At 63.7% G+C, this 19,977-nt stretch carries 15 protein-coding genes and 1 pseudogene; 12 read left to right on the top strand and 4 right to left on the bottom strand.

Features of this window, described 5'->3' with window-relative positions; all coding sequences use genetic code 11:
• Positions 1-18 precede the first annotated feature (18 nt).
• A complete protein-coding gene (locus U5709_RS06145) occupies positions 19-1,164 on the bottom strand; it encodes an acyltransferase family protein (RefSeq protein WP_321973010.1) in 1,146 nt (381 codons plus the stop codon).
• A gap of 262 nt (positions 1,165-1,426) precedes the next feature.
• Between U5709_RS06145 and U5709_RS06140 the strand changes: the two genes are divergently transcribed.
• The 3 genes and pseudogenes from U5709_RS06140 to U5709_RS06130 all read left to right on the top strand — a co-directional run.
• Complete coding sequence (locus U5709_RS06140; RefSeq protein WP_321971166.1) at positions 1,427-2,446, top strand: inorganic phosphate transporter; 1,020 nt, start codon at positions 1,427-1,429, stop codon at positions 2,444-2,446.
• A gap of 47 nt (positions 2,447-2,493) precedes the next feature.
• Positions 2,494-3,126, top strand: a complete 633-nt coding sequence (locus tag U5709_RS06135) for a DUF47 domain-containing protein (protein WP_321971165.1) — start codon at positions 2,494-2,496, stop codon at positions 3,124-3,126.
• A 610-nt stretch (positions 3,127-3,736) separates the two neighbouring features.
• Positions 3,737-4,018: pseudogene (locus U5709_RS06130) on the top strand (peptide chain release factor-like protein); the annotation flags it as partial.
• Between the two features lie 32 nt (positions 4,019-4,050).
• Here the strand turns inward: U5709_RS06130 and U5709_RS06125 are convergent.
• From U5709_RS06125 to U5709_RS06115, 3 genes are all read right to left on the bottom strand, one after another.
• Entirely contained in the window at positions 4,051-5,100 is a 1,050-nt protein-coding gene (locus tag U5709_RS06125) for a threonine aldolase family protein (protein ID WP_321973009.1), read from the bottom strand.
• An 84-nt stretch (positions 5,101-5,184) separates the two neighbouring features.
• A complete protein-coding gene (locus tag U5709_RS06120) occupies positions 5,185-5,466 on the bottom strand; it encodes a type II toxin-antitoxin system RelE/ParE family toxin (RefSeq protein ID WP_321973008.1) in 282 nt (93 codons plus the stop codon).
• A gap of 46 nt (positions 5,467-5,512) precedes the next feature.
• Positions 5,513-5,812, bottom strand: a complete 300-nt coding sequence (locus U5709_RS06115; protein WP_321971162.1) for a type II toxin-antitoxin system Phd/YefM family antitoxin — start codon at positions 5,810-5,812, stop codon at positions 5,513-5,515.
• A 160-nt stretch (positions 5,813-5,972) separates the two neighbouring features.
• On the opposite strand from U5709_RS06115, the gene U5709_RS06110 reads away from it, so the two are divergent.
• From U5709_RS06110 to U5709_RS06070, 9 genes are all read left to right on the top strand, one after another.
• Complete coding sequence (locus U5709_RS06110; RefSeq protein WP_321971161.1) at positions 5,973-7,064, top strand: branched-chain amino acid aminotransferase; 1,092 nt, start codon at positions 5,973-5,975, stop codon at positions 7,062-7,064.
• 518 nt (positions 7,065-7,582) lie between these two features.
• A complete protein-coding gene (locus U5709_RS06105) occupies positions 7,583-8,971 on the top strand; it encodes a GHKL domain-containing protein (RefSeq protein WP_321973007.1) in 1,389 nt (462 codons plus the stop codon).
• A 9-nt stretch (positions 8,972-8,980) separates the two neighbouring features.
• Positions 8,981-9,724 (top strand): LytTR family DNA-binding domain-containing protein, encoded by a 744-nt coding sequence (locus U5709_RS06100; RefSeq protein ID WP_321971159.1) that lies wholly within the window; start codon positions 8,981-8,983, stop codon positions 9,722-9,724.
• Between the two features lie 418 nt (positions 9,725-10,142).
• Positions 10,143-13,370, top strand: coding sequence for a beta-glucosidase (locus tag U5709_RS06095; protein ID WP_321971158.1), 3,228 nt, complete (start codon positions 10,143-10,145; stop codon positions 13,368-13,370).
• Between the two features lie 37 nt (positions 13,371-13,407).
• Complete coding sequence (locus U5709_RS06090; RefSeq protein ID WP_321971157.1) at positions 13,408-14,475, top strand: hypothetical protein; 1,068 nt, start codon at positions 13,408-13,410, stop codon at positions 14,473-14,475.
• 96 nt (positions 14,476-14,571) lie between these two features.
• On the top strand, positions 14,572-16,296 hold the full coding sequence (locus U5709_RS06085) for a hypothetical protein (protein ID WP_321971156.1): 1,725 nt from the start codon (positions 14,572-14,574) through the stop codon (positions 16,294-16,296).
• Positions 16,297-16,756: 460 nt separating this feature from the next.
• Positions 16,757-18,070, top strand: coding sequence for a histidine--tRNA ligase (gene hisS / locus U5709_RS06080; protein ID WP_321973006.1), 1,314 nt, complete (start codon positions 16,757-16,759; stop codon positions 18,068-18,070).
• A gap of 12 nt (positions 18,071-18,082) precedes the next feature.
• Entirely contained in the window at positions 18,083-18,775 is a 693-nt protein-coding gene (locus U5709_RS06075) for an RluA family pseudouridine synthase (protein ID WP_321973005.1), read from the top strand.
• Positions 18,776-18,884: 109 nt separating this feature from the next.
• Complete coding sequence (locus tag U5709_RS06070) at positions 18,885-19,940, top strand: nucleoid-associated protein (protein WP_321973004.1); 1,056 nt, start codon at positions 18,885-18,887, stop codon at positions 19,938-19,940.
• Positions 19,941-19,977 lie beyond the last annotated feature (37 nt).

The raw sequence follows: 19,977 nt of genomic DNA, 5'->3' as shown, positions 1-19,977 counted from the left end.
CCCATTGCGGGCCGGATGCTATTTGGTGAGCCCGAGCTTTCGGAAGAGGGGAGCGCGCACGGTCTGGTCGAGCACGAGCAGACAGAGCAGGAGCGCCAGGCTCATGAGGATGCCCACGGCTATGAGCTGGTAGGACGTGTTGCCCGGCGTCTCGTACACGGCCGTGAGCAGCTCGTGGAACCAGGGGCTCCATGCCGGCATGGTGAGCGCTTGGACAATGTAGAATCCGAGCACGCCCTGCGCGAGGCGACAGGCGATGGCGGATGCCGGCTCGGTCTTTCCGGGCGTCGCCCCCGCCGCGCCCGCTTGTCCGGGAACGCTTCTCGCGAAGAGGACCGCCGCGACAGCCATTGCGAATGCGAGCAGCGACGTTGACTTGAACGAAGTCGCGTACATGAGGTCCATCTCGCGTGCACAGGCCAAGCAGGCCTCCACGGCAACAGTTGCCGAGATGCTTACGGCAAGAAGCGCCCCCGCGCGTCGGCGGGGGAGACGCACGCGCGAAAGCGCGCCGCCCGCGAGAAACGCCGCGAAATACGTTGCCGCGCTCATGAGTTTTCGCCAGTCGAGAAGATCGCGGTCGATGTCGCCACGGTCGAGAAACGCGATATAGCCGTTTACACAGAACACGACGACGAGCAGCGCCAAAACAAGCACCCAAGGTCGGCGTATTCGCCCCCAAACCCAGCCGATTACCGGGACAATCGCAATAAATAGCAGGTAAACCCACATGAACTCGACCCACGCAAGAAATGCGGGAAACTCCGCGAGCGAGAGGCCCTCAACGGGTAGGACGGTTTCGCTCAACACGAGGCAGGCCGCCGTGTAGAGCGCGAGACTCGCCAAGAGCCCGCCCGCCCGCCTCGCCGTCCTGCGCACCTGCAAGCCCCAATAACCCGTCTCGCGGCTCGCGCGGGCACACGCCGGAATCAAAAACAGCCCCGAGACCATGAAGAAGACGTTGTTGCCGAAGGAGCCCAGCTGGTTGAAGAACCCCAGGGCAGTGCAGGTCACCGGGTTGTCGACGATATAGCCGCCGCTGCCGACGATCGAGGTCATCTCCTCGAACCAGGGCATGAAGGTGTGGAAAACGGCGATGCCGGCGGCGGCGACCAGGCGCAGGAGCTCGATCCGCGCGTCTCTTGTGCTCGCCCTATTCGCCACGGGTCACCCACCTTATCGTCTTCTTGCCGTTTTCCCGAGTATATGCCAGCGCGGCCTCGCATCGTCCGTCGCCCGATTGTAAGCTGCGTGTAAGCGTTGACCTTACAAAGCCCCTCCGCGCCTTACTTTGGCTTAAGAAACCGAATCTTTACGGTATTCTTAACGGGTGCTTACAGAAGCACGACAGTAAAGGGCGCATCGGTTCTTCGCGCATGTGTGGAAAAGAGTGCACTTGGTTACCCTAGCTGATTTTTTTGGTCTTATGGCCGCCAACCCCTTCCTCATCCTGGTGATGGTCCTGGTGCTCGGCACCATCTTCGTCAACGGCGCCACCGACGCCGCCAACGCCATCGCCGAGGTCGTGGGCACCCGCTCGATGGACGTCGATGACGCCATCACCATGTCCGTTATCTGCAACTTCATCGGCCTCGTCGGCATGACGTTCATCTCGACGGCCGTCGCCGACACCATCTCCGGCATGGTCGACTTCGGCGGCGACTCGCGTCTCGCCATGATCGCGCTGGCCGCCTCCACCGTCGGCATCGTCGCTTGGGGCGTGGCCGCTTGGATCTTCGGCATCCCGACCTCCGAGTCCCATGCGCTCATCGCCGGTCTTACCGGCTCCGCCCTCGCCGTCTCCGGTGGCCTTGACGGCGTCAACATGGACGAGTGGGTTAAGGTCATCTACGGCCTCGTCTTCTCCACCGTGCTCGGCTACCTCGCGGGCTGGGTCATCGCCAAGGTGATCCCCATCGCCTGCAAGAACGCCGACCGACGCCGCGCCAACAACTTCTTCGGCAAGATGCAGATCGCCGGCGCCGCGGGCGTCGCCCTCATGCACGGCGCGCAGGATGGCCAGAAGTTCATGTCGACCGCCATGCTCGCCATCGCCCTTTCCATGGGCAAGACCGTCGGCGAGATGGGCGGCTTCCCGCTGTGGATCGAGATCCTCTGCGCCGGCACCATGGCCATCGGCACCGCCATCGGTGGCAAGAAGATCATCAAGAAGGTCGGCATGGAGATGGTCCAGCTCGACAAGTACCAGGGCTTCTCCGCCTCCATCTCGGCCACGGTGTCGCTGTTTATCGCTACGGTGACCGGCCTGCCCGTCTCGACCACGCACACCAAGACCGCCGCCATCATGGGCGCCGGCGCCGCCAAGGACATCCGCTCCGTCAACTGGGGCGTCTGCAAGGAGATGGTCCTCACCTGGATCTTCACCTTCCCGGGCTGCGGCCTCATCGGCTTCGCGCTGGCCAAGCTCTTCCTCATGATTTTCTAAACCGATCGTCTCGACCCGTATCTACCGCATAGACAAGGAGCCCCACCATGGCACGCAACAAGAAGGAAGACGAGTTCTACACTCTGCTCAAGGATTTCTCCGCGCTTATCGTCGAGGCCGCCGAGGAGTATGCCGGCATCATCCACGACTACCCCGACTCCATGAGCCGCCTCCCGCAGATGAAGGTCTACGAGACCAACTGCGACGAGCGCGTGAAGACCATCATGCAAAAGCTCTACACCTCGTTCATCACCCCGCTCGACCGCGAGGACATCTCTGAGCTTGCACTGGCCATGGACAACATCGTCGACTCCATGTACGGCGTTACGATGCGTCTGGACCTCTTCAACATTACCGATATGCGCGTCGAGGCCGAGCAGGCCGCCGACCTGGCCGTCACCGCGGTCAAGGAGCTGCAGGAGATGATAAACCGCCTGCCCGACTACAACAAGAAGCCCGAGCCCGTCATGGAGAAGGCCATCTCGGTGGGCGACATCGAGGATCAGGGCGACACCGTGTACCAGAACGGCCTGCGCCGCCTCTTCCACGAGGAAGAGGAGGGCCACGGCGGCAAGTACGCCGTCACCTGGCTGCGCATCTTCGACCGCATGGAGCAGGTCCTCGACGCCTGCGACGATGCTGCCGGCATCGTGCGCGCAGTCATTATGAAGTCCGCGTAGACTCGCGTCGGGGGCGCCGAGAAGGGGGCCCGCGGCATGCCTCAGTGCTCAAACAGCTTCGAAAGGCCTCGTCATCTGTCGATGACGAGGCCTTTTTTGCAGAGCTGCGCCCGAGGCGCGTCGCGGGTTCCCTTCTCGGCGTCGTTGCCACAGGCCTAAGGCGTGGGGCAGGGCTCGAAATGCGGTCGCCACGTTATCTTGGAGGTGCAGCCCCGCCTCGTTGCTGCTCGGAGGTGATGTTCAGCTCTTGAATGTCTTTTTTGGCGGTTCGGACAAACAAACTTCGGCATTTGAGTGCCTTAATGCGAACTACCTGAGTAGCAACGTTGGTTTTGCCTGCTAAACAGCAGCTCGCTCGGTCTTGCTACTCTACGCAGCTGCGTTAAGGCACTCAAATGCCGAAGTTTGTAAATTTCCTGCGCTTCTATAGGCGGTTTGGTCGCTTCAAAGGGGGGTGGACCGAAATGGAGCCGCCCCGGCATCTGGGGATGACGGGGCGTTTTAGAATTGGGGTATGGATACGGGGGATTTGACATATTCGGATTACGCGGCGTTCTCGCGGTTGACGCTCGATGAGCTGGCGAAGCAGTGCGATGTGCAGGTGTTTCATGCCACGGGGCCGGGCGGGCAGGGTGTGAACACGACCGACTCGGCGGTGCGCACGACGCATGTGCCCACGGGCATCGTGGTGGTGAGCCGCGAGTCGCGCAGCCAGTACCGCAATCGCCAGATCTGCCTGCAGAAGATTCGCGAGGAGCTCGCTCGCCGCGGAAGGCCGCCCAAGGTGCGTCACAAGACGAAGCCGACGCACGGCTCAAAGGAGCGCCGTCTTGCCGCCAAGCGAGTCCGATCGCAGGTCAAGCGGCTGCGCCGCCGCCTCATCGACGAATAGGACAAAGGGACAGTCCCTTTGTCCCTTTTTCGTTAAAGGACCTTGGCGAAGGCGAGAAGCTCATCGACGTGCTCCTCGCGCGTGGCCCAGGAAGTCACGAAGCGGATGACGAGGCGGCCGTCGGGGAGCTGCGCGAAGATCTCGCAGCCTACGGCGTCGATGAACTTCTGCGCCACGTCCTCCTCGACCACAAAGAACTGCTGGTTGGTGTTGGCGGGCAGGTAGGACTCGAAGCCCAGGGCGTTCATGCCCTCGCGCAGCTTAAGCGCGTGCTCGTTGGCGCCGCGCGCGAGCCTCCAGTAGATTGCCTCGCCGCCGTCGGCCGGCTGCTCGAAGGCCGCCTCGAACTGCGCGCCGAGCAGGCGCCCCTTGGCCATGAGTCCGCCGCGCTCCTTGATCAGGTATGGGAACGCCGTCTTGAGCTCGGGGTCGGCGATGACCATCGCCTCGCCGAAGAGCATGCCGTTCTTGGTGCCGCCCAGGTAGAAGGCATCGGCGCGGGCGGCCAGGTGCCTAAGCGTGAGGTCGTTGCCCTCAGACGTCAGCGCCGCGGCCATGCGGGCGCCGTCGACGTAGACCTTGAGGTCGTGGCCGCGCGCCCAGTCGCAGATGGCGTCGAACTTCTCGCGGCTCCAGACGCCGCCGAACTCGGTTGCGTTTGTGATATAGATCATCTTAGGTAGCGTCATGTGGCGGCCGGTCATGGTCTGGTTTACGTACATGAGCTCGGCCAGCTCAGGCGAGAGGAACCCGTCTGTGTCCTGCGTAGCCAGCACGGTGCGCCCGCAGGCGGCGATGGCGCCCGTCTCGTGCACGTTGATGTGGGCATCCTTGGTGCAGATGACGCCCTCCCAGTCGTGCAGCATGCCCGTCACGCCCACGATGTTGGCCGAGGTGCCACCGATGCAGAACTCCACATCAACGTCGTCGCGGCCGCAGGCCTCGCGGATGAGCTCGCGCGCGCGGGCGCAGTGAGGGTCGCCTTCGGTGTAGCCCACGCACTGCTCATCGTTCGAGCGCACGAGCGCGTCCAGGATCTGGGGCGCGGCGCCCTCGGAGTAGTCGTTTCTGAACAGGTGCATGGCGGGTCCTTTCACAGTCGCGCGCGTTGGAATTGGAGCCGTGGTTACCCTAGCAGATAGAAGGACGTGCTAGTCCAGCAGTTCTCAATCGCTGATCATTGAGAAGCGATTCATCGGATTGCGACGCAGATTCTCGATTGCGAGGATCGTGATGATCAGCTTTTCCTCATCGATGTGGTAATACACGCCATAGCGAGCGCAGAAGAAGACGCGGCAATCTATTGGCGGACGTGCTGCGTTATATGCCGGGTCGTACTCCTCCCCGTAGTAGGGGTGTTCGGCGAGAAAGTCGATCAAGGCGCCGATTCGCGCATACACATCGTCAGGCTGCACCGCGGAGTATGCGTAAACCGCTTCATCGGTCATCTCGATGAGGAATGGGGTGCGAGGCTCCTCGTCGACCGAGTAATTCCTACTCGGCATTGCGGGCCGCCCGAATCCGGTCGGCGTCCTGCTTGGCCTGGGCCCACGGGCGGGTACGGCCGTTGAGCATATCGTCGTATCCGCGGGCAATGGCGCGCTGTACGCGCTCCTCGCGCTCTCGCACGGCGGAGAGCGCGCGTGCCTGGCGGTCGAACTCATCGGCATCCATCACGACGAGAGATGCCGAGCCGTTCCTGGTGAGATATACCGGCTCGCCGGTCTCGTGGCATACCTGGGCGATGGACCCAAGGTTTCTCTGCAGGTCAGAGATAGGCTTTACCACAGGCATATGGTGCTCCCTACGTAGGATTGCACATAAAATCACCTATATGATAGCAGGATATTTACGCCGCCCGTGTTTGGGGGCGCGCACATGGGAAGACGCCCCCTCAAGCTTTGTTAACACCGAGACACGCGGTTGCCCTCGCTCGGAAATCGGGGCTAACCTAATGACTTGCGTACCAATAGGTTCGATCGGCGACGCGCGGCGCCGCCCCGCAAGGAGATCAAGCATGGAGAAGAAGGACATCGACTGGGGCAGCCTTGGCTTTGCCTACCAGCACACCGACTACAGCTACGTCTGCAACTACAAGGACGGCGAGTGGGGCGAGGGCGAGCTCACGCCTGACCACTCCATCGTCATGTCCGAGTGCGCGGGCCTTCTCCACTACTGCCAGGAGGTCTTCGAGGGCCTGAAGGCCTACACCACCGAGGCCGGCGACATCGTCTGCTTCCGCCCGGACATGAACGCCGAGCGCATGTACGACTCCGCGCAGCGCCTCTGCATGCCGCCGTTCCCCAAGGACCGCTTCGTCGATGCCGTCGAGCAGGTCGTGAAGGCCAACGCTGCCTGGGTGCCGCCCTTCGGCTCCGGCGCCACGCTCTACATCCGCCCGTTCATGTTCGCCACCGGTGACGTCATCGGCGTCAAGCCCGCCGACGAGTACCAGTTCCGCATCCTCGTGACCCCCGTCGGCCCGTACTACAAGGGTGGCGTCAAGCCCGTCAAGCTGCAGGTCCCCGAGTTCGACCGCGCCGCCCCCCACGGCACTGGCAACATCAAGGCCGGCCTCAACTACGCCATGTCGCTCTACCCGAGCGTTCTTGCCCACCAGGCCGGCTACGCCGACAACCTCTTCCTCGACCCGCAGACCCGCACCTACGTGGAGGAGACCGGCGGCGCCAACGTCATGTTCGTCAAGCCCGACGGCAACCTCGTGGTCCCGCAGTCCTTCACCGACTCCATCCTGCCCTCCATCACCCGCCGCTCGCTCGTGCAGGTGGCCGAGGACCTCGGCCTTGAGGTCGAGCAGCGCCCGGTCAAGTTCGACGAGATCGACCAGTTCGTCGAGTGCGGCATGTGCGGCACCGCGGCCGTCATCTCCCCGGTCGGCGAGATCGACTATGGCGAGAAGAAGGTCGTCTACGGCATGGAGCACGTCGGCCCTGTCATGCAGAAGCTCCGCGAGACCCTGACCGGCATCCAGTCCGGCGCAGTCGAGGACAAGCACAACTGGGTCCACAAGATCGACGTGGAGTAACGCCCGAGGGGGGCTCCCCACGGTTGCCCCAGTGCTCAAACAGCTTCGGAAGGCCCGTCGGCAAAGCCGGCGGGCCTTCCTGCAGAACTGCGCCCGAGGTAACTGTGGGGAGCCGCGCGCGTCACCCCAGCCTTCGAGGGTGATCTGTTGGTGCGTGGACACAAATCGGTCTCGTGCACTATTTGTTGCAAACCTTATATTTGGGCCCAAGTTATCTACCTGCGGTTTTGTAATTTCGGGTGTTCGACTGCCTCCTGGGAACCGGCAAAAACGCTCCCAAAACGGGGGTCCGATAGTGCACAAGAGCGAGTTGTGTCCAAAAGTGGAGGTAAATCGCGCCAGGCTCTCCAAATCCCATCTCTTAACGTGTGGCAACTTTGGTACTAGCGGCGACGGTGGGGGAACAAGCGGCATCATTGCCCCGCGCTGGCCGATAAAGACGCGGCCGCTGGTCAATCCAAGGTAAAGTCGAAGACAAGAAGTGCCCGCAGAGCGACCTACTTGGGGAGGCATGTCGCTTGGAGCTGTTCAACCTCATCAACGGCGAGACGGTTAACACCGGCACCTTCATAACGGACGTGCTGTTTGCCGTTTGTGCCGTCATCCTATTTGGCGAGCTCAAGCCAAGCGCAAAGGCCATTGCCATAAACGCGCTCGAGGTCCTGCTTGTCTATGCCCTTGAGAACGCCCTCTGGCTCATCCTTGACCTGATGCTCGGCCTTGCAAACACAAGCGCACCATCGTATTGGGCGCTGTTTGGTGCCCTGGCGATCTACGCCCTTACCCAGCGCCGGCTCACCTTCACCGATAGGCTCGTGCGTTTTTCGACCTTCGGCACGTCTTTCATGATCACGGTCAGCATTACGGGCATCTTTGGCGCCGCCGTCCCCGTTATCCAGCGCTTTTCGTTCTGGTACGCGATTCCCAGCGTGCTCTCGTACGTGATGATGCTGACCTTCGCCATCGTGCTGCGCGTCTTTTCCATCGCTCACTTTCACTTTGTCCCCAGCAACTTCGTGGGACTGATCGTGGCCACCGACATCTTTGGCGTGGCGGCTGCGCAGAGCTTCATCCTCTTCATGACCGACTTCAAGAACCTGCAAGGCTACTCGTACGCCTCAAACGTCTTGGGGCAGGTCAACCATTCAGCCTCGCTCGTGAATCTGCTGGTGGACGTGAGCTTTCTTCTGCTGATCCTGTTCTCGTACATCATGTTCTATGTCCTGGCCAAGGAGCACGAGCAGCGCGCCGAGCTCCTGATCACCCAAAAGAGCGAGTCTGACGCCGAGGCCATGATGGGCGTCACGTACTCCATGAACGAGAACCTGCGCGAGATGCGCCACGAGCTCAAGAACCACGACGCCTACATGGCGGCCTTGCTCGAGGCCGGCGAGTACGACAAGCTGCGCGTCTTCTTTGAGGACTGCCAGGCCATCAACTACGACATCCTGCACTACGTCTCGTGCGGAAACCCGCTGGTTGACGCCGTGGTAAACGCCAAGATGTCACTCGCGCGCTCGAAGGGTGTCGAGGTCCAGACCATGCTTGCCGTGCCCGAGGTGCTGCCCTTCTCCGAGGCCGCCGTCTTCAGTCTGGTGGCAAACCTGCTGGACAACGCCATCGAGGGCACGCTCGCCAGCGCCGCACCGCAAGGGCCCATCCACCTGACCATTCGCCCGGCCGGCGGCTATTATGTCTTCTCGGTGTCAAACCCGTGCAACCCCAAGAAGGTCCGCCGCAACGACGAGGGTGCACTTCTGACCTCAAAGGGCAACGGCCAGCTGCACGGTTACGGCACCAAGGTCATTGCGGGAATCGCCGAGCGCTACAGCGGCGTTGCGCGCTTCAAGACAAAGGGAACGACCTTCGAGGCGGACGTGATGCTTGCCGCCGCGAGGGCAGAGTAGGGGACAAGCATGGCAGAAAGACTTCGCGTTGCTGTGTGCGATGACGACGAGGCGGCACTCGGCATCATCTCAAGTTCGCTCAAGGACGTTTTTGCGGCCCACGGCATCGACGCCACCACGTCTCTCTTTCCGTCTGCGCAGGAGCTCTCGCAAGCAATGCCAACGCGTCGCTACGACCTCTTGCTGCTTGACATCGACATGCCCGGGCTCGACGGCATCACCTTTGCCAAGCAGCTGCGCGAGCAGCGCGACCGGGTGGACATCATGTACATCTCCAACCGCGAGGACAAGGTCTTTGACTCCCTGCGCGTCTCTCCGGTGGGCTTCATCCGCAAGAGCCGCTTTCTGTCAGACATGTCCGAGGTCGTGGGGACCTATCTTGAGCAGCGCCGCGGTCGGCACAGCCAGTCGACGGTCATGCTGCGCGACTCAGACGCCGTCTATCCCGTGCGCGTGGACCAGATCTCCTACATCGAGGGCCAGCGCAAGTACCAGGCCGTCCACGTGGAGGGTCGCAACAGCCCAATTGTCTTGCGCCGCACCATGGGCGAGCTCGAGCGTGACCTTGCCGACGAGGGCTTCATTCGCATCCACAAGGGCTACCTCGTCAACTACCGCTTCATCGAGGTCGTGGGGTCAGGCGAGGTCCGGCTTACGAACGGCGAGGCGCTTCCGGTGAGTCGCCGCAAGGAAAACGAGACGCGCGAGAAGCTCCTCGAGTTTGTCCAGGACAACGACAGGATCGTCTTCTAAAAAGGCCCCAAGCTCTCAAGCCATTGGCTGTCGCCACGACCCCTCGTCCCTGCGGCGAGGGGTCTTTTTGTCTCCCTGCGTGCTGTCACTGTGTGCCGTCGTCGGCGGTACGACCGGAACCAACGGGTGAACGACCGGGCAGGTGGCAAGAAATACCCGCCGCGTGGCATGTGCCTGACTGGTCGCGCCGCTCGTTCCGCTGTTTGTGCCGCTGGTTCCGCGGCGCCCTCCCTTTTGTTCCGCCGCCGCCCGCGTGGTTCCCGACCCATTGAGGGCGCCAAATCCTGAACGCAAACTCAAGGCAGTCAAGTGCCCGCATTCCGTGCGGGCCAGGCGCGGCCCAGGCAAGGGGAAGGAAGGAGCAGCTTGAGTGCCAAAGGTGCGCGCCTGCAGGTAAACCAACGTAAGGGAGAAGAGAATGGCTAGTATTTCGAGGCGTAACTTCCTCAAGACGGCAGGCCTTGGCCTTGCCGGCACCGCGGGTCTTTCCGCGGCTCAGCTGGTGGCCCCCGCGACGGCTCTTGCCGCCAACGAGACGACCTCCAGCAGCACGACGACCTACGATTCCGACTACTGCTACAACGAGGGCTACGAGTCCTGCGTCAACATCGTGTCCGAGGGCGCCGTTCTTCTGCGCAACCAGGACAACCTGCTGCCGCTTGCCGAGGGTAGCAAGGTCACCCTTCTGGGCGCCATGTCCTACAACTACGTCGAGGGTGGCACGGGCTCCGCAGGCGGTGCCGACGACGAGAACACCGTGCTCATGGGCGACGCCATGATCGAGGCCGGCCTGGACGTCAACGCGTCCGCCTGGAGCTGGCTCGAGCAGCAGTGCGGCGGCTCCCGCGGCGTGTCCGCCAACGACCCCGGCGCCGAGAGCACCGGCGACGCCGGCGGCATGGCCGGTGGCATGGGTAGCTCCAACACCTGGGAGGAGTACCAGTACATCCACGAGTTCCCGATCGAGACCTACGAGGGAGCCAAGTCCACCCTGTGCGCTGACGGCTACACCGACTACGCGATCGTGACCTTCTCGCGCTCCGGCGCCGAGGGCGCCTCGCCGACCATGGACTACGACGGCGACGGCTCCACCCTCACCGGCTCCACCTACTTTGAGCTCAACGACCGCGAGAAGGCGCTTCTGGCCTTCTGCAAGGAGAACTACAAGCACACCATCGTGCTGGTGAACTCCGCCGCTGCCATGGAGCTTGGCTTTGCCGAGTCCGACGAGTACAACGTCGACGGCATGTTCTGGATTGGCCACCCCGGCGAGGCTGGCGTCTCCGGCGTCGCCCAGCTGATCACCGGCCGCTCCAACCCCTCCGGTCGCCTGGTGGACACCTACACCTACGACGTGACCACCAACCCCACCTACTACAACACCGACGACAACCGCTACACCAACGTGACGATTGCCACCGGCCAGGTGGGCATGGGCACCCAGCAGGGCAACCAGACCTTCTACCAGTACGAGGAGGGCATCTACGTCGGCTATCGCTACTACGAGACCGCCGCTGCAGAGGGCTACTTTGACTCCTCCGACTTCACGTCCCTCTCGTTCAAGAACGGCTCGGTCAAGGGTTACGACCAGGTGGTCCAGTACCCGTTTGGCTACGGCATGTCCTACACCGAGTTCACCGAGGAGATCAGCTCCTCCGACGTCAAGCTCGAGGCCCACGGCACCAACACCGTGACCGTCAAGGTCACCAACACCGGCTCGGCCGCCGGCAAGGACGTCGTCGAGCTCTACATGGACGCTCCCTACCAGACCGACACCGACAACTTTGGCATCAAGGGCAAGGGCCTGGAGAAGGCCAAGGTCACCCTCGTCGCCTTTGGCAAGACCGACATCATCGAGGCCGGCAAGTCCGCCGAGATCACGCTGAGCTTCAACACCGACGACGTTGCCGCCTACGACTGCTTTGGCCAGGGCTGCTACGTGCTGGAGAACGGCACCTACAAGTTCAACGTCCAGAAGGACGCTCACCAGTGGGGCGAGGCCGGAAGCGACAACGCGCCCTCCGCAACCGTCGAGGCCACGCTTGACGCCGCCATCATCTACGACGAGTCCGGCGACGTTGCCGGTGCCACCTACGCCGGCCCGCGCGACGGCGACGCCCAGGCCGCCAAGAACTCCATGGACGACGTCACCGCAGGCGACGGCAACATGCTTGACGGATACCTCTCCCGTGGCGCCATTGCCGCCGGCCTCAAGCAGATCATGACCCACACGTCTGACGAGACCCCCAACGAGCAGATGACCGAGGCCGCCAAGGCCGTTCTGGAGTCCTCCGGCAAGACCGAGACCCAGTACACCTTCGAGACCTACATCAAGGGCGTCAAGACATCCGTCACCGAGACCCTCTACGCCAAGGGCGCCAACATGATGCCCTTCGCGTCCAAGACGCCTGACGGCATTGACGTCTCCAACATGGACTTCCCCGAGTGGGAGAAGACCTACTGGGTTGTCGAGGGTGAGACCGTGGGCGACGGCGTGCCCAAGATCGTGGACTCCGAGCCCTCCGGCTCTTCTCACAAGCTGACCATCGACGACCTTGCCGGCGTCTCCATCGAGACCGAGGAGGGCCTGGACGCTTGGAACAAGCTTGCCAACATGACCACCATCGACGAGGCCATCGAGGTCCAGGGCAACTCCGGCTGGAAGGTCCCGGCCGTCCAGTCCGTGGGCATGCCGCAGCAGAAGTGCCAGGACGGCCCCGGCGAGCCCGCCAACGGCAGCCGCGAGGGCAACACCTGGTTCCCCTGCGCCGTCATCATCGCCGCAACCTGGAACACCGAGCTGGCCTACGCCGAGGGCGTCGCCTATGGTCACCAGGCCATCCTCTCCGGCGTCCAGGGCGCCTACGCCCCGGCCATGAACCTGCACCGCAGCCCGTTTGGCGGACGTAACTTTGAGTACTACTCCGAGGACGGCTTCATCTCCGGCAAGATCGGCGGCAACGCCGCGGCCGGCATCATGTCCACCGGCACCAACGTCTTCATCAAGCACTGCTCGATGAACGACGGCGACACCAACCGTGGCGGCAACACCTGCTGGGCTTCCGAGCAGGCCATCCGCGAGCTCTACATGCGCCCGTACGAGATCTCCATCAAGGAGTTTGGCGTCAACGGCGTTATGGGCTCCCTGAACCGCATTGGCCTTTCCTGGTTCCACTACGGCATGTACGTGACCATGATGCGCAAGGAATGGAACTGGTACGGCTACCTCATCACCGACGGCGATGGCAACGACGGCGACGTCTACAACTCCCCGCAGATGATGCTCTGCATTGACGGCGCAATCCTGAACAACGGCGGCTACATCAACAACGCAACCACCGTCGCGGCCTACGGCGATGCCACCGAGTACGCCTACGCCCAGCAGTGCCTGCACAACGTCATCCGCTACGCCATGTACCAGTACGCTGGCCCCCACGGCAAGGACGCAGAGGGCAACGCGGTGACCACCACCACGACCACCACGGGCTCCACCAGCGGCTCTGGCCTTCCCACCGGTGCCATCGCCGCGGGCGGCGTGGCTGCGGTTGCCGTCATCGCCGGCGTGCTTGTTGCCCTCAAGAAGAAGGGCTCCGCCGACGAGGACGACGACGAGGACGATGCCGACGACACCGAGGACGAGTCCTAGTCGCAAAGACGGAGGACTCAAAGAAAGAAGGCAAGAAATGATTGAGAAGAACGTCTTTGCCCAGCGCATCGGCTCCGGCCTTATGGCCTGCGCCCTTGCCACCACCCTGGGCCTTGGTCTTGTCGGCTGCAACTCGGCCAGCACAAGCACCGATTCTGGCTCCAGCACCACCGCGCAGACCCAGCAGTCTGCCGACACCCTGGCTGCCCCCACTGACCTCAACATCGACTTCAAGACGGGCAAGTTCACCTTCACGTCCAACGACGAGGGCATCGGCTACTACTTCCTGCGCGTCTACCCCACGAGCTCCGACGACGGCACGGACGAGTACCTTGCCACCTCCAAGCGCATCAACGGCGGAACCGGCCAGCTCTCCGGCTCGGTTGACGTCTCCAGCCTTGGCTGGGGCCAGTACAAGTTCAACCTGGTGAGCTTTGCCTCCACCGGCAGCGAGAAGTCCGCGCCCGAGGTCCAGAGCTGCGTCTACCAGCTTGGCGTGGGCGGCGTTATGGAGAAGCCCGAGATGATGGTCCTTGCGGACGGCAAGCAGGCCGAGTTCTACATCGACTGCTTCACCCTGTCCGACTGGTATGAGCAGCAGCGCATGCCCGAGGTCGAGTTCAACGTCTACTCCGACGCCGCCTGCACGACCCTGGTCAAGAGCCAGACCGTGGACCTGACCGACCTGGCCCCCGCCGCGGCGAGCGGTCCGTGGGTGACGGGTACCAACTGGGCAACCGATCCCGACGCGCTGCACAAGTACCTGCAGCCCGCCGAGGGCGGCTCGTCCGGCCCCATGGCCGTGACCGAGCCCGCCGGCCTCACCAGCCAGCTTGTCCTCGACGACCTTGACGCCGGCACCTACTACGTGACCGCAACCGCCAAGGGCACCTCCGACGGCAAGGTCTCTGACTCCAAGGCCAGCGACGTCGTCGAGTTCACCGTGACCGCTGACGCCCCCACCGGCGAGTTTGTGGCCACCAAGACCAGCCTTTGGGCTGATCCGGAGCTCGGCGGTGGCGGAGCTTCCGCCTCTGCGGGCGCCCAGGAGGGTCGCGTTGACTCCGCGGCCTCCCAGACCACCACGGGCGAGCTCGTTTCGTAGAGATCTCCTTTCTCCCCTGGCCGCGCGTCCTCTACCTCTTCCCGGGGGACGCGCGGCCCTCCCTTGTTTCTCTTCCAGATTTGCGAGGTGTGACTGATGGCAACTGCCACAACTAAACCCACTACAACCAAGAAGAAAAGGAAGAAGAAGGCCACGCCGCTCAACGGCTTTTTCCACTACGCCGAGCAGGGCGGCACCTTTGGCGGCGAGATTTGCGCCGGCATTGGCATGGCGGTTCTCGCCGTGTGCGGCATGTTCATGAACATGCAGCTTGTGGCCACGCTTTCCGTTTCCAACTACGCAGAGTCCACCATGGCCCAGATTGCCACCAACGGCGAGGTCTATGCCATGACCTGGCTGGCCTCGATGATCGCGGCCGTGATCGGAACGCTGATCATGGGTCTTGTTGCCCGCCGTCCGTTCGTGCAGGTGTCGAGCCTCGCGCTTTCCTGCGTGCTGGTGAGCACCGTCAGCCTGAACTCTGGCCTGACCTACTACAACATGCTGGCCATTTGCTTTGTGGCAAACGTCGTCTACCTGCTGGTTTGCGCCGTGCCTCAGGTGCGCCGTACGGTCTTTGGAGCGCTTCCGGCGCCTGTTCGCGCGGCGCTTCCTGCCGCCGCCGGCCTGCTTCTTGCCTGGATTGCAGCCCAGCTTACCGGTCTTTTCTCGGTGACGTCCAACCTGATGCCCAACTACGGCACCGCCTCCGTCATGGGTACGGGCTATGTTGCCCTGTCCGGCATGACGGACATCTCGGACTTCTCCTACATCACGGACATCTACCACCCGCAGATGCTGATTTCCGCCATTGCCGTGGTGCTGACGTTTGCCGTGTTTCTCTATGGTCGCGGCAGGAAGGGCGGCTATGGCAAGGCGCTTGCCATCGGCACCGTCTTCTTCCTGGTTGCCTCCGTGCTTGCGTGTGGCGTCAACTGGAAGAACTTCAACTTTGCGCTTTCCTTCCTGTGGGGCCGCCTGTGGATGGCCGGCTCGGAGGACGCCATGCAGGCCCACCTTTCCGCCGCCATCGCGAACTTGGGCATTGGCAAGGTCTTCACGCAAGGCTTTGACTTCAGCGGGTTCACCGGCAACGGCGGGAACTTGGCTGTCCTGTTTGGCTCTTCGCTTCTGAGCTACGTCTTCATGTTTGCCGCTGACGCCGAGTCCACCGTGGCCGCCTGCGACGCGGCCCTGCCTGTCCGCGCCACGGCCGAGGGCGAGGCTGCGCCCGAGCCCAAGGACAACGGCCTGGTGTTTATCGCCAACGGCGCCGCCAACGTTGTGGCCGCCGTGCTGGGCGCCTCGCCGGTTGCCGTGGGCAAGGAGTCCGTGGCTGGAGCGCGCGATCGCGCACGCTCTGGGCTTGCCGCCGTCGTGGCCGCCGCTGTGTTTGCCGTGAGCGCTGTGGTGTGGGTCGTGCCCACGCTGTGCGCAACCATCACGTCCTACACGATCAGCTTCAACATGTATGGCCACTATGGCTATTGCATGCAGCTTCTTGCCCAGACGAGCTTCTCGGTTGCCGACGCCGTCATGGTGATCGTTGGCCTGGGCATGGCCGTGCGTGCCGTGACCATCGACGTCCGAGACACCACGCAGGTGGCTCCGTTTGCCGCCACCGTTGCCGCAACCGTGCTGACCACCAACCTTGCCGTGGGCGTTGCGGCCGGCGCCGTGGCCCACGTGCTGGTCAACCTTGCCGCACCGCGCCGCAAGAAGGGCCAGCCCAAGAGCAGCCTTATTGAGCGCGTCGGCGGCGTGGACAAGCTCGTGCTTGCCGCTGTGAGCGTTGTGCTTCTGGTCTTGGTTGCCTGGTAAGACGCAATTTGGCTTAGCGCCTATCGCCTTTTGTTAGCGCGTCAGTGCACGAGGTGGACAAAAGTCCGCCTCGTGCACTGTTTGTTGCAAACCTTATATTTGGGCACAAGTCATCTACCTGCGGTTTTGTAATTTCAGCTGCACGGCCGTCTTCCGGGGGCCGGCAAAAACGCACCCAAAACGGGGGTCCGATAGTGCACAAGAGCGAGTTGTGTCCAGAATCTTTGGGAAATCGCTCCAATCGCCCTCGAAGCCCCCTTTTAACGTGCGGCCGCCCCCTCCGTCCCCCTCCTCGCGCTGAGTGCGGGCTGGAAGGGGCCATTTGCCCGCACTCAGCGCGTTTTTTGGCAAAACAGCCCGCACTCAGCGAGAGGGGGAGCGGCCACCGGCACCCCGTGTATACTGGCACGTGGCAAACTGTGCCCGCTACGTGCGGGCTTCTCTTGAGAGGACACATCACATGGGACAGAAGGTTCAGGGCACCGAGGACCTCTTTGGCAGCTACATGCGCGCCTGGCAGCACATGCAGGACGTCGCCCGCGACCTGTTTGGCGCCTATGGCTTCGACATGATCGAGACCCCGGCCATCGAGCAGGTGGATACCTTCGTCCACGGCATCGGCGAGTCCACCGACGTCGTCCGCAAGGAGATGTTCCGCGTGGTCTCCGGCGCGCTCTTTGGCGACCTGCTCGAAAAGGGCACCGAGGCCGGCCTCAAGCCCCGCCAGCGCATGGCCATGCGCCCGGAGGGAACCGCAGGCGTCGTGCGCGCCGCCGTGGAGAACAACTTCGTGCCGCAGGGCGCGGCTCCTGCCAAGCTCTGGTACGCCGAGGCGATGTTTCGCGGCGAGCGCCCGCAGAAGGGCCGCCTGCGCCAGTTCCACCAGGTGGGCGTCGAGTGGCTGGGCGCCCCGGACGCCGCCGCGGATGCCGAGTGCATTATCATGCTGATGGAGTACTTCAAGCGCCTTGGCTTTGACCCCGCCAAGCTCCACCTCTCCATCAACTCCATGGGCGACGGCGCCTGCCGCCCCGCCTATCGCGAGAAGGTCCGCTCCTTCATCCTGGACCACAAGGACGAGATGTGCGAGGACTGCCTCGAGCGCGCCGAGATCAATCCGCTGCGCGCCTTCGACTGCAAGAACCCGCACTGCCACGAGGTCATGGCCGCCGCACCTCTGGTCAACGACAACCTCTGCGAGGACTGCGCCGCCCACTACGCGCAGGTCAAGCGCTATCTGGACGCCGCCGGCGTGGCCTACACCGAGGACCCCACGCTCGTGCGCGGCCTTGACTACTACACCCGCACGGTCTTTGAGGTCGAGGTCGAGGGCGCGGGCGTCGGCGCCATCGGCGGCGGTGGCCGCTACGACGGCCTGATGGAGCTCGAGGGCGGAAAGCCCACCCCGGGCATCGGCTTTGCCGTGGGCTTCGAGCGCATCGCGCTGGCCCTGGCCTCCCAGGGCGTCGACCTTGCCACGCCCGAGCCCACCTGCGTCTACGTGACCGGCACCGGCGCCGAGACGCGCGACGCCGTCTTTGACGCCACCCTCGCGCTTCGCGCCGCGGGCGTTCGCACCGAGGCCGACTACCAGGGCCGCAGCCTGAAGGCCCAGTTCAAGCAGGCCGACAAGCTCCACGCCACCCTGTGCGTGGTGCTCGGCCCCGACGAGGTCGCCGCCGGCGCCGCCACCCTTCGTAACATGGCCACCCACGAGCAGGTCCAGGTTCCCATGGCAGACCTCGCCGCCGAGGTCGCCGCACGCCTGGCGTAGGGCCGCGCCTCCGTGAGCGCCCCCGACCTCAACGTCATATACGCAGACGACGTCTTTCTTGCCGCCGATAAACCGGCCGGGCTGCTCGTGCACGGCGACGGGACGGGGACGGCGACGCTCACGGACGCGGTGGCCGCGCACCTGGCGAGCGCCGGCCGCGTGGGCGTCCGCCCGCAGGCAGTGCAGCGCCTTGACGTGGACACGACCGGCCTTGTGCTCTTCTCGCTCGATCCCGCGACGCAGCCTAAGCTCGACGCGGAGGTCGCTGGCCGCGATATGCGCAAGGTCTACCTCGCCGTTGTTGCCGGCCGCTTTCCGTGGGCAGAGAAAACAATTGATGCGCCTATCGGCCGCGACCGCCACGATGCGCGCCGCATGCGCGCGGCTGGGGCGGGGCAGGGCAAGCCCGCGCAGACCCGCGTGCGCAAGCTCGCCTTCAAGGGCGGGCGCACGTTGCTTAAGGTGGAGCTCGTGACCGGCCGGCGGCACCAGATCCGCGTCCATCTGGCGAGCCTCGGCTTTCCCATTGTGGGCGACGCGCTCTACGGCGGCGCCCGCGCGGACGCGAGGCGCGGCGAAGAGGGCCTGCTTCTCCACGCATACGCCGAGGAGCTCGCGCACCCCGCGACCGGCGAGCCTCTCTCGCTCAAGACCGACTGGCCCTTCCGCCTCGGCGCCTCTTGGTCGCCCGTCGACCTCGCATAAGACACGGAGGACAGCCCTTTCGTCATATATGGAGCCACAAGACGAAGGGGCTGCCCCTTTGCGCTGATAAAGTAGAACGGTTAAGCCGCGTGAAGAAGGGTCGTCCCGCATGCTCAAGGTCAGCCAAGCTATCCTGCACGTCTTCGACTTCGAGGAGGGGTCGCGCTACTTCTCGGAGCGCCCGCTCGATCTCGAGGCCCGCGCCACCAAGTCCTACGTGCAGCGCCGCCTGCGCAAAATCGTGGCCAACCTCGAGTCCAACCACGGCGAGTTCACGCAGGATTCCGGCTTCGCGGGCGAGCTCGAGCACTACCTCATGGGCGGCACCGAGTTCGCGGAGTTCTCGGTGAGAATCGCCGACTGGTTCTGGAACGAGCTGCGTCGCGCGGAGGACCTCGAGCAGGTCGACCTTCTTGCCGCGGACTTTATCGACACCGACGCGGCGCCGGTGGACGCCGCCGCGAGCGACGCCGAGTTCGACGCGGCCTTCGACGGCCCGGCGGGCAAGCGCTTCTTTGCCATCGCGCTCCTGCCGCGCAAGCAGTCCTTCGTGCACGAGGTCGGCGGCTCGGCCAACGAGATCCTGCGCATGGACACCACGCTGCCCAACCCCACGGCCAAGATCGACACCTACGCGCTCATCGACTGCGACTCTTTCGCCATCGACTTCCACGACAAGGAGCGTACCATCGGCACTGAGTCTGTGCAGGTCCTGCCCGACAAGTTCCTGCAGTGCAGCGCCGCGGCCTCCACGCGCGAGGTTTTCGACGAGGTGAGCGTCATCGTGAGCGACGTGGCCGAGGAGTACGGCCTCACGCCGGCCGTCGAGGTGGGCCGTGCCAAGGCGGTCGTCGCCCAGCAGGCCGACCGCGACGAGGTCGTGCAGCCCGCCGAGGTCGGCCGTGTGGTCTTTGAGGACCGCCCCGACGTGCAGGAGGTCTTCGAGGAGCGCGTGCGCGAGGCCAAGCTTCCCGAGGAGGCCCCGGTGCGCCGCGGCGTGGCCAACCGCCTCGCCAAGAACCACAAGATCAAGACAGACACGGGCATCGAGATCACCTTCCCCTCCGACCTCGCCGACAAGCCCGGTTACCTCGATTTCGCCACCGGCGCGGACGGCACCATCACCATCAGCATCGGCAACGTCGCCCACATCGAGAACAAATAAGGGGGCGGGACAAAGGGACAGTCTCTTTGTCCACCAA

The organism is Paratractidigestivibacter sp. (assembly GCF_963660155.1).
GTDB lineage: Bacteria > Actinomycetota > Coriobacteriia > Coriobacteriales > Atopobiaceae > Paratractidigestivibacter.
The sequence above is the reverse complement of the archived record's forward strand: the minus strand, read 5'-3'. Positions and strand labels throughout refer to the sequence as shown.

Excerpts from the sequence above, each read along its gene's own strand:
- U5709_RS06110 (WP_321971161.1), top strand. The coding sequence starts at position 5,973 with ATGACTTGCGTACCAATAGGTTCGATCGGCGACGCGCGGCGCCGCCCC.
- U5709_RS06100 (WP_321971159.1), top strand. The coding sequence starts at position 8,981 with ATGGCAGAAAGACTTCGCGTTGCTGTGTGCGATGACGACGAGGCGGCA.
- U5709_RS06090 (WP_321971157.1), top strand. The coding sequence starts at position 13,408 with ATGATTGAGAAGAACGTCTTTGCCCAGCGCATCGGCTCCGGCCTTATG.
- U5709_RS06120 (WP_321973008.1), bottom strand. The coding sequence starts at position 5,466 with ATGACCGATGAAGCGGTTTACGCATACTCCGCGGTGCAGCCTGACGAT.
- U5709_RS06125 (WP_321973009.1), bottom strand. The coding sequence starts at position 5,100 with ATGCACCTGTTCAGAAACGACTACTCCGAGGGCGCCGCGCCCCAGATC.
- U5709_RS06070 (WP_321973004.1), top strand. The coding sequence starts at position 18,885 with ATGCTCAAGGTCAGCCAAGCTATCCTGCACGTCTTCGACTTCGAGGAG.
- U5709_RS06140 (WP_321971166.1), top strand. The coding sequence starts at position 1,427 with ATGGCCGCCAACCCCTTCCTCATCCTGGTGATGGTCCTGGTGCTCGGC.
- U5709_RS06135 (WP_321971165.1), top strand. The coding sequence starts at position 2,494 with ATGGCACGCAACAAGAAGGAAGACGAGTTCTACACTCTGCTCAAGGAT.
- hisS (WP_321973006.1), top strand. The coding sequence starts at position 16,757 with ATGGGACAGAAGGTTCAGGGCACCGAGGACCTCTTTGGCAGCTACATG.
- U5709_RS06085 (WP_321971156.1), top strand. The coding sequence starts at position 14,572 with ATGGCAACTGCCACAACTAAACCCACTACAACCAAGAAGAAAAGGAAG.
- U5709_RS06115 (WP_321971162.1), bottom strand. The coding sequence starts at position 5,812 with ATGCCTGTGGTAAAGCCTATCTCTGACCTGCAGAGAAACCTTGGGTCC.
- U5709_RS06095 (WP_321971158.1), top strand. The coding sequence starts at position 10,143 with ATGGCTAGTATTTCGAGGCGTAACTTCCTCAAGACGGCAGGCCTTGGC.